The 7,708-nt window shown below is 70.8% G+C and carries 8 protein-coding genes and 1 pseudogene; 7 read left to right on the plus strand and 2 right to left on the minus strand.

Annotation, left to right across the window (positions count from 1 at the left end; genetic code table 11):
• The 3 genes and pseudogenes from E1285_RS46125 to E1285_RS41385 form a co-directional block, all read left to right on the plus strand.
• Positions 1–768, plus strand: a pseudogene (locus tag E1285_RS46125) (hypothetical protein); the annotation flags it as partial.
• A gap of 182 nt (positions 769–950) precedes the next feature.
• Positions 951–1,559 (plus strand): RNA polymerase sigma factor SigM, encoded by a 609-nt coding sequence (gene sigM, locus E1285_RS41380; protein ID WP_132160138.1) that lies wholly within the window; start codon positions 951–953, stop codon positions 1,557–1,559.
• Entirely contained in the window at positions 1,556–2,323 is a 768-nt protein-coding gene (locus E1285_RS41385; protein ID WP_132160140.1) for a zf-HC2 domain-containing protein, read from the plus strand. The genes sigM and E1285_RS41385 overlap by 4 nt, the downstream gene beginning before the upstream one ends.
• 151 nt (positions 2,324–2,474) lie before the next feature.
• Here the strand turns inward: E1285_RS41385 and E1285_RS41390 are convergent, their stop codons facing one another.
• Complete coding sequence (locus E1285_RS41390) at positions 2,475–3,047, minus strand: dienelactone hydrolase family protein (protein WP_132160142.1); 573 nt, start codon at positions 3,045–3,047, stop codon at positions 2,475–2,477.
• A gap of 155 nt (positions 3,048–3,202) precedes the next feature.
• Here E1285_RS41390 and trxB point away from each other — a divergent pair, with 155 nt between their 5' ends.
• Together trxB and trxA are read left to right on the plus strand one after the other, a co-directional pair.
• Positions 3,203–4,156 carry a thioredoxin-disulfide reductase gene (trxB, locus tag E1285_RS41395; protein WP_132160144.1) on the plus strand — a complete coding sequence of 318 codons (954 nt, stop codon included), beginning with the start codon at positions 3,203–3,205 and terminating at the stop codon, positions 4,154–4,156.
• A gap of 150 nt (positions 4,157–4,306) precedes the next feature.
• Positions 4,307–4,621 carry a thioredoxin gene (gene trxA / locus E1285_RS41400; protein ID WP_132160146.1) on the plus strand — a complete coding sequence of 105 codons (315 nt, stop codon included), beginning with the start codon at positions 4,307–4,309 and terminating at the stop codon, positions 4,619–4,621.
• Positions 4,622–4,721: 100 nt separating this feature from the next.
• Here trxA and E1285_RS41405 read toward each other — a convergent pair whose 3' ends face one another.
• Complete coding sequence (locus tag E1285_RS41405) at positions 4,722–5,339, minus strand: GNAT family N-acetyltransferase (RefSeq protein ID WP_132160148.1); 618 nt, start codon at positions 5,337–5,339, stop codon at positions 4,722–4,724.
• Between the two features lie 287 nt (positions 5,340–5,626).
• Between E1285_RS41405 and E1285_RS41410 the strand changes: the two genes are divergently transcribed.
• Both E1285_RS41410 and E1285_RS41415 read left to right on the plus strand, forming a co-directional pair.
• The gene (locus E1285_RS41410) at positions 5,627–6,919 is read left to right on the plus strand and encodes a PLP-dependent aminotransferase family protein (RefSeq protein WP_243723419.1); all 1,293 of its coding nucleotides are present in this window, start codon (positions 5,627–5,629) and stop codon (positions 6,917–6,919) included.
• 79 nt (positions 6,920–6,998) lie between these two features.
• On the plus strand, positions 6,999–7,708 hold a 710-nt coding region (locus E1285_RS41415; protein ID WP_132160150.1), incomplete at its 3' end, for a D-alanine--D-alanine ligase.

Raw genomic sequence — 7,708 nt, forward strand, 5'->3', positions numbered from 1 at the left:
CAGCAGCAGCGCCAGCCGCCCGCGCATGACCAGGCCCAGGCACCCTCGCACGTCCCGCCGCCGCGGACACGCGGCCAGCGCGGCGACTACCCGCCTCCGACTTCGTCCACCCGGACGGTGCCGGCACGCCGCCGGGCCGGCGGCGCCCACAGCGGCGGGCCCCGCCGGCCCGGCAACCGCGCACTGGTCGGCGTCGCCGCGGCCGCGCTCACCGTCATCGTCGGCCTCGGCGCCTGGGCGATCTCCGGCACCGGGGGCGACGGGGAGCCGAAGGACGGCGTCACCGACCCGGGTCAGAACGGCAAGCAGTCCCAGCCGTCCGTGGTGAAGCTGGACGCGCAGGGCGCGACCGCCGTCCAGGACTCGGATCCCGGCCACCCCGACATCTCGATCAACAAGGACGTCGACACGGTCATCGACGGCCGGCCGGACGGCAAGTGGGCGACCCAGCGGTACGCCGACCCCAACTTCGGCAACTACTCCAAGGGCATGGGCGTCCTGCTCGACATGGGCAAGCCGGTCAAGGTCGCCAACGTCAAGATCCACTCACCGGTCAGCGGCGGGATCATGCAGGTCAAGGTCGGGGACTCCCAGTCGCCCGCCGGCCTGAAGGCGATCGGCAGGCAGCCCGGCAACGGCGGCGAGGTGACCGTGACCGCCAACCCCCAGGCAACCGGCCAGTACGTGCTGGTCTGGTTCACCGAGCTTCCCTCCTCCCCCGCCAAGGGCAGGCTGGGCGAGGTCACCGTCTACGGCTCGGAAGGCTGAACTCCCTCCCCACGTGGTCATGAGCTGTGACGTGGAGTGGCGCATGTCTGTATCGTGCCTGTGAGCAGAATGTCCCCTCGCCCCCAGGAATCTGTGGTGCCTACCCCAGCATCCGGTCGCGGACGCCCGGCGCCGACCGGGCGTCCCGAACGAGAAAGCGGTCGCTCATGACGTCGGTGAGCATGCGTCGCGTTGACGAGGTGCCCGACAAGGAGCTCCTCGCCCGCCACGCCCAGGGGGACCCGCACGCCTTCTCCGAACTCGTGCACCGCCACCGCGACCGGATGTGGGCCGTCGCGCTGCGGACGATCGGCGATCCCGAGGAGGCCGCGGACGCTCTGCAGGACGCATGTCTTTCGGCGTTCCGCGCCGCCGCACGGTTCCGCGGGGACGCGGCCGTCACCACCTGGCTGCACCGCATCGTCGTGAACGCCTGCCTCGACCGCATCAGGCGCAAGTCCGTCCGCCCGGCCACGCCGATGGGCGACGACGCCACGTTCGACGCCGTCGCGCCGAAGATGCCCGACCCGACCGACGCGCACGGCGTGTCCCTCGACGTCCACAGCGCCCTGGGCCACCTTCCGTTCGAGCAGCGCGCGGCCCTCGTCCTCGTCGACATGATGGGCTACTCCGTCGAGGACGCCGCGCAGGTCATGGAGGTCCCACCCGGAACGATCAAGAGCCGGTGCGCGCGGGGTCGCGCCAGGCTCGCCCCCCTTCTCACCCACCACCGGAACCGACGGGACCACAAAAACGTCGGAGGTGTGGAAGGAGGTGGCATGCCCAAGTGAACCCCGCACATCTTGACTACGACGTCCTGGCCGACCTGGCCGAGGGATTGCTCGAAGACGACGAAGCCGCCTCCGTCAACGCGCACCTCGACACCTGCGCCGACTGCCGTGACCTGTCCGCCGACCTTGCGGACGTGTCCCGGATCCTGGCGGAGGCACCCGCGCCGTCCATCCCCGCCGAACTGGCCGAACGCATCGACACCGCGATCGCCGCGGAGTCGCTGAACAACGCCACCGTGGTGAGCATGGAACAGCGGCGCGGAAGGCGGCATTGGCGGACACTGTCCGCCGCCGCCGCTGCCGTGATCGTTGTCGGCGGCGGCGCGGCGGTCGGTTCGATCGCGTTGGACGGCGCGAGCAGCAACGACGGCTCGACGGCGGCGCCGGCCCAGGACCAGTCCCACGAGAGGACGAACGACGTCGACCCGAAGGTCGCCGCCCCGGAGGGCGCGCCGGCCTTCAAGGTCCACAGCAGCGGCACCGAGTACCGGGCCGGGGACCTCGGCTCCCAGGTCTCCGAGTTCATGAACGAGCGGCGGACCGGGCCCGGAGTCACCACGGCCGGACCGCACCTCAGGTCATGCGTCTACGCCGTCACCCAGGGGAAGGCACCCGAACTGGTCGACGAGGCCCTCTACGAGGGGACCCCGGCCAACGTCATCGTGGCCCGCGGCGACGAGCCCGGCAAGTGGAACGTGTGGGTCGTCGGCACCGAGTGCACGGCCAATGACCAGCACGTGCTGAAGACGCTAGAGAACGCCTGACCACATATTCGGAGGCCATGGACGCGGCTGCACGCCTTGTCCATGGCCTCCCATCGTTGGTCTCGCTCCGCTCGCTCCGCCCGGGCGGCCTCCCCTCACCAGGAAAGCCACCAGGGCTCGGCGCGGGGCAGATGAGGACCCGCTCTTCCGGTCACAGGGAGTCGAGGAAGCCCTGGGCGACCGTCCAGGCGCGTTCGGCGGCCTCGGCGTCGTAATCGGGCAGGTCCGGGTCGGTGAACAGGTGCCCGGCGCCCCGGTAGCGGAAGATCTCCACGTCCGCGCCCGCCCTGCGCATCCGCAGGTACCAGGCGTTCAGCCAGTCGACCGGCTCGTAGGTGTCGGGGTCGGCGACGTGCAGCTGCACCGGGATGTCGGTGGACGCGTCGTCCGCCATGTCGGACGTGCCGTGCATCAGCAGCAGCCCGCCGGCCTTGGCATCGGCCAGCGCGAGGGTCTGGGCGAGGGCGCCGCCGAGCGAGAACCCGGCGTACACGAGGCCGCCCTCGTCCACCAGGGGAGCGGCCGCCGCCACCGCGCGCCGCAGCAGCTCGTCCCGGCCGATCTCCTCCTTGATCTCGAAGCCCTCCTCGGACGAGTCCACGACCCGCCCGTCGTACAGGTCGGGAACGTGCACCTCGTGCCCCGCCTCACGCAGCCGGTCGGCCGCCAGCCCCACCGCCGGCCGCAGCCCGTACATCGAGTGAAGAAGCAAAATCCGAGCCATCCCCGGAGCCTATTGCAGCACCCCCCGGCGCCGGGCCCGGGCGCGTCGAGCCTGGGGGCCTGGGGTGCGGGAATGAGTTCCCCCTAGGATCGGTTGACGCGACTGACAGGCCGGGTCGTGCGGCACAGGCGGCCAATGAGGAGAGGCGCATAACAGTGAGCGACGTCCGTAACGTCATCATCATCGGCTCGGGCCCCGCGGGCTACACGGCCGCCGTATATGCGGCCCGCGGAGACCTCAAGCCGCTGGTGTTCGAGGGTTCGGTGACCGCGGGTGGTGCGCTGATGAACACCACCGATGTGGAGAACTTCCCCGGTTTCCCGGACGGGATCATGGGGCCCGACCTGATGGACAGCCTGCGCAAGCAGGCCGAGCGCTTCGGTGCCGAGCTCGTCGCCGACGATGTCACCGAGGTCGACCTCACCGCCGACCCGAAGGTCGTCAAGGTGGGCGACGAGACCCACCTCGCCAGGACCGTGATCGTCGCGACCGGCTCCGGCTACCGCGAGCTGGGCCTGCCGGACGAGAAGCGACTGTCCGGACGCGGCGTCTCCTGGTGCGCGACGTGTGACGGCTTCTTCTTCCGCGAGCAGGACATCGCCGTCGTCGGCGGCGGCGACACCGCGATGGAGGAGGCCATCTTCCTCACCAAGTTCGCCCGCTCCGTCACCGTGATCCACCGCCGCGACCAGCTGCGCGCATCCAAGATCATGCAGGACCGCGCGTTCGCCAACGAGAAGATCAAGTTCCGCTGGGACAGCGAGGTCACCGCGATCACCGGCGACGACCGCGTCACCGGTGTGACCGTCCGCGACACCAGGACGGGCGAGACGTCCTCGCTGGAGATCACCGGGCTGTTCGTCGCGATCGGCCACGACCCGCGCAGCGAGCTGTTCGACGGCCAGCTGGAGACCGACACCGACGGTTACCTGCTCGTGGACGCCCCGACCACGAAGACGAAGGTCCCCGGCGTGTTCGCCTGCGGGGACGTCGTCGACCACATCTACCGTCAAGCGGTCACCGCCGCCGGCACCGGCTGCTCGGCCGCGATCGACGCCGAGCGGTGGCTCCAGGACCAGGACGCCGCGGACACGGTGCCGCAGGCCTGAGCCGCCGAGGGCTACCGAGGCATTCCGGCTCCTGCCGGACGCATCGGGCTGGAATGCCCTGGCTGCCGCGCGGCGTCCGGCTCCGACACGAAACGCCAGACACGCGCGGGCGGGCCGCCCGCCCGCCCGCGCGCGAACCGAAGGAGAACCATGAAAGCCGTGACCGACGCCGACTTCGCGTCCGAGGTCCTGGACAACGACAAGCCCGTCCTCGTCGACTTCTGGGCCGAGTGGTGCGGCCCGTGCCGGATGGTGGCGCCGATCCTGGAGGAGATCTCCAAGGAGCACGGCGACAAGATCGAGATCGTCAAGCTCAACATCGACGAGAACCCGCAGGTGCCGCAGAAGTACGGCGTCATGCAGATCCCGACGATGAACGTCTACAAGGGCGGCGAGGTCGTCAAGCAGATCATGGGGGCCAAGCCCAAGGCCGCCCTCCTCAAGGACCTCGCCGACTTCATCTGACCGGCGTCCCACCGCCTCCCGCGGTGCGCGCACAACGCATGTGGCCCGTGCTCCGTCAGTCCGGAGCGCGGGCCACATGCGTAGAACGTCACAGAATGTCTCACACGGGCCTTAGCGCCCCTTCCGGGGTCATGGAGCCCAGGAGCCGTTCAAGGGCCACCTCGACGTCCTCACGCCACGACAGGGCGGACTTCAGCTCCAGCCGGAGCCGCGGATACCGATGATGCGGCCGGACGGTCTTGAACCCGACCGACAGCAGGTAGTCGGCGGGCACCATGCAGCCGCCCTCCTCGCCCTTCAGGTCGCCGAACGCCTCGATCGCCTTCACCGCCCGCCGGGTGAGATCCTTCGCGACGCCCTGGACCAGCATCCGGCCGAGCCCGCCGCCCGCGAACTCCGGCAGGATGTGGCCGGTCATCAGCAGCACCGCGTCCGCGCTGACCGGGCTCGTCGGGAACGCCACCGAACGCGGCACGTACAGCGGCGGCGCGTACATCACGAACCCCGCGGGGACGTTGTCGACGTACACGATCTTGCCGCAGCCGCCCCACTCCAGCAGCGTCGAGGAGATCCAGGCCTCCTTCTCGAGGTCGGAGTCCCCGGTGTCCAGCGCCCGGTCCCGGCTGACCGGGTCCAGTTCCCAGAACACGCAGCCGCGGCATCGGTGCGGCAGATCACCGAGATTGTCCAGCGTGATGTTGACGAGACGACGCGACACCGGGACGGCACCCCCTGTTGCGGTACTCGCCCGCCCGGCGTGAAACCCGCGGCCGGGCCGGGCCATCGGTTTCTCGGGCGGAACGCCACTCGTGGAAGTTCCCGGCAACATTCCGGGATCCTCGGGCATCGTATCGGACAGGGGGATCCCCACCCGGACGGCGCGCCCGGCACGGATCTTGCGCGGCGTCGCCGCAACGGCGGCCCCGGTACGTCCCGGGGTTCCGCCGGATCGCTCCGGCCGATGCCGTAGTTTGCAGGCAAGCCAATCCACCTCGGAGGTGCCTCGTGGAACAGCACTCGCGCACAGATGCCTACACCGACCGCTACGCCGCGCGTGCCGCCGGCATGGTGCCGTCCGAGATCCGGGCTCTGTTCGCGATGGCCGCCCGTCCCGAGGTGGTCTCGCTCGCGGGCGGGATGCCGAACGTCTCCGCACTCCCCCTCGACGCCGTCGGCCAGATGATCGGCGACCTCGTCGCGGGCCGGGGCGCGGACGTGCTGCAGTACGGCTCCGCGCAGGGCGACGAGCGGCTCCGTGAGCACATCTGCGACGTCATGTCGCTCGAAGGCGTCCAGGCGTCCGCGGACGACGTCGTCGTCACGGTCGGCGCCCAGCAGGCCCTCGACCTCATCACCAAGATCTTCGTCGACCCGGGCGACGTCATCCTGGCGGAGGCGCCCTCCTACGTCGGCGCACTCGGGACATTCGCCTCCTACCAGGCGGACGTCGTGCACGTCCCCCTCGACGAGGCGGGCCTCATCCCCAGCGCGCTCCGTGAGGCCCTGGCGCGACTGCGCCGCGAGGGACGCCCGGTCAAGTTCCTCTACACCGTCCCGACGTTCCAGAACCCCGCGGGCGTCACTCTCACCACCGCCCGCCGCGCCCAGATCCTGGAGATTTGCGCGGAGTACGACGTGCTGGTCGTCGAGGACAACCCGTACGGCCTCCTCGGCTTCGAGGGCGAACCCATGCGGGCGCTCCGCGCGGACGACTCCGAGCGCGTCATCTACCTCGGCTCGTTCTCCAAGACGATCGCGTCCGGCCTTCGCGTCGGCTGGGTGCTGGCGCCGCACGCCGTCCGGGCCAAGCTCGTCCTGGCCGCCGAGTCGGCGATCCTGTGCCCGTCGAACTTCTCGCAGCTCGCCGTCCGCGAGTACCTCGCCACGCAGCCGTGGCAGGAGCAGATCAAGGACTTCCGCGAGCTCTACCGGACCCGCCGCGACACGATGCTCGGATCCCTCGAACAGTTCATGCCGGACGGCTGCACCTGGACGCGCCCCGCCGGGGGCTTCTTCGTCTGGCTGACGCTCCCCGAGGGCCTCGACGCCAAGGCGATGGCCCCCCGCGCGATCGCCGAGCGCGTCGCGTACGTCCCCGGCACCGGCTTCTACGCCGACGGCACCGGCCACCGCCACATGCGGCTGTCCTACTGCTTCCCCGAACCCCACCGGATCCGCGAGGGCGTCCGCAGGCTCGCGGCGGTGGTGGAAGATGAGATCCGGCTCCGGGACACTTTCGGTGGGGCCGTCACCGACGGCGACAGCGGTGTCCAGGCTCCGGGGCCGGACGTCGTCTGAATGTTTCACGTGAAACGCACCGGCTTCCACCCGGAAGCCGGTGCGTTCTTTCATCGACAGATCACCTAGAGGGGCACAAGTGGAACTAGGGCACGTCGTCGTCCTGGCCGGGGGACTCTCCTACGAGCGGGAGGTGTCGCTCCGATCCGGCCGCCGAGTCTCGGACGCCCTGCGCGCCCTCGACATCCCCGTCGAACTCCGCGACGCGGACGCCACGCTCCTCGACGCCCTCACCGACGACCCCCCGGACGCCGTGTTCCCCGTCCTGCACGGTGCCGCCGGCGAGGACGGCTCCATCCGCGACGTCCTCGATCTCCTCGACGTCCCCTACGTCGGCGCCCGCCCCGACGCCTGCCGCGTCGCCTGGGACAAGCCCACCGCCAAGTCCGTCGTGCGCCGCGCCGGCCTGCGCACCCCCGCCTCGGTCGCACTGCCGAAAGAGGTCTTCCACGACCTCGGCGCCGCGTCCGTCCTGGACCGGATACTCCGCAGCCTCGGACTCCCCCTCTTCGTCAAGCCCACCCGAGGCGGCTCGGCGCTGGGCGCCTCCGTCGTCCGCGACGCCGCCGACCTCTCCGCCGCCATGGTCGGCTGCTTCGCCTACGGCGACGCCGCCCTCGTCGAGCGCTGCATCTCCGGCACCGAGGTGGCCGTCAGCGTCATCGACCGCGACGGCACCCCCACCGCCCTGCCCGCCGTGGAGATCGTCGCCCCTGGCGGCCGCTACGACTACACCGCCCGCTACGACGCCGGCGACACCGAGTTCGTCACCCCGGCCCGCCTCACCCC

The sequence above is a fragment of the Actinomadura sp. 7K507 genome, assembly GCF_004348425.1.
Lineage (GTDB): Bacteria > Actinomycetota > Actinomycetes > Streptosporangiales > Streptosporangiaceae > Spirillospora.

What these genes read in the sequence shown, in the direction of transcription:
- E1285_RS41390 (WP_132160142.1), bottom strand. Translation starts at nt 3,047, where the DNA reads ATGGCTCGGATTTTGCTTCTTCACTCGATGTACGGGCTGCGGCCGGCG.
- sigM (WP_132160138.1), top strand. Translation starts at nt 951, where the DNA reads ATGCGTCGCGTTGACGAGGTGCCCGACAAGGAGCTCCTCGCCCGCCAC.
- trxA (WP_132160146.1), top strand. Translation starts at nt 4,307, where the DNA reads ATGAAAGCCGTGACCGACGCCGACTTCGCGTCCGAGGTCCTGGACAAC.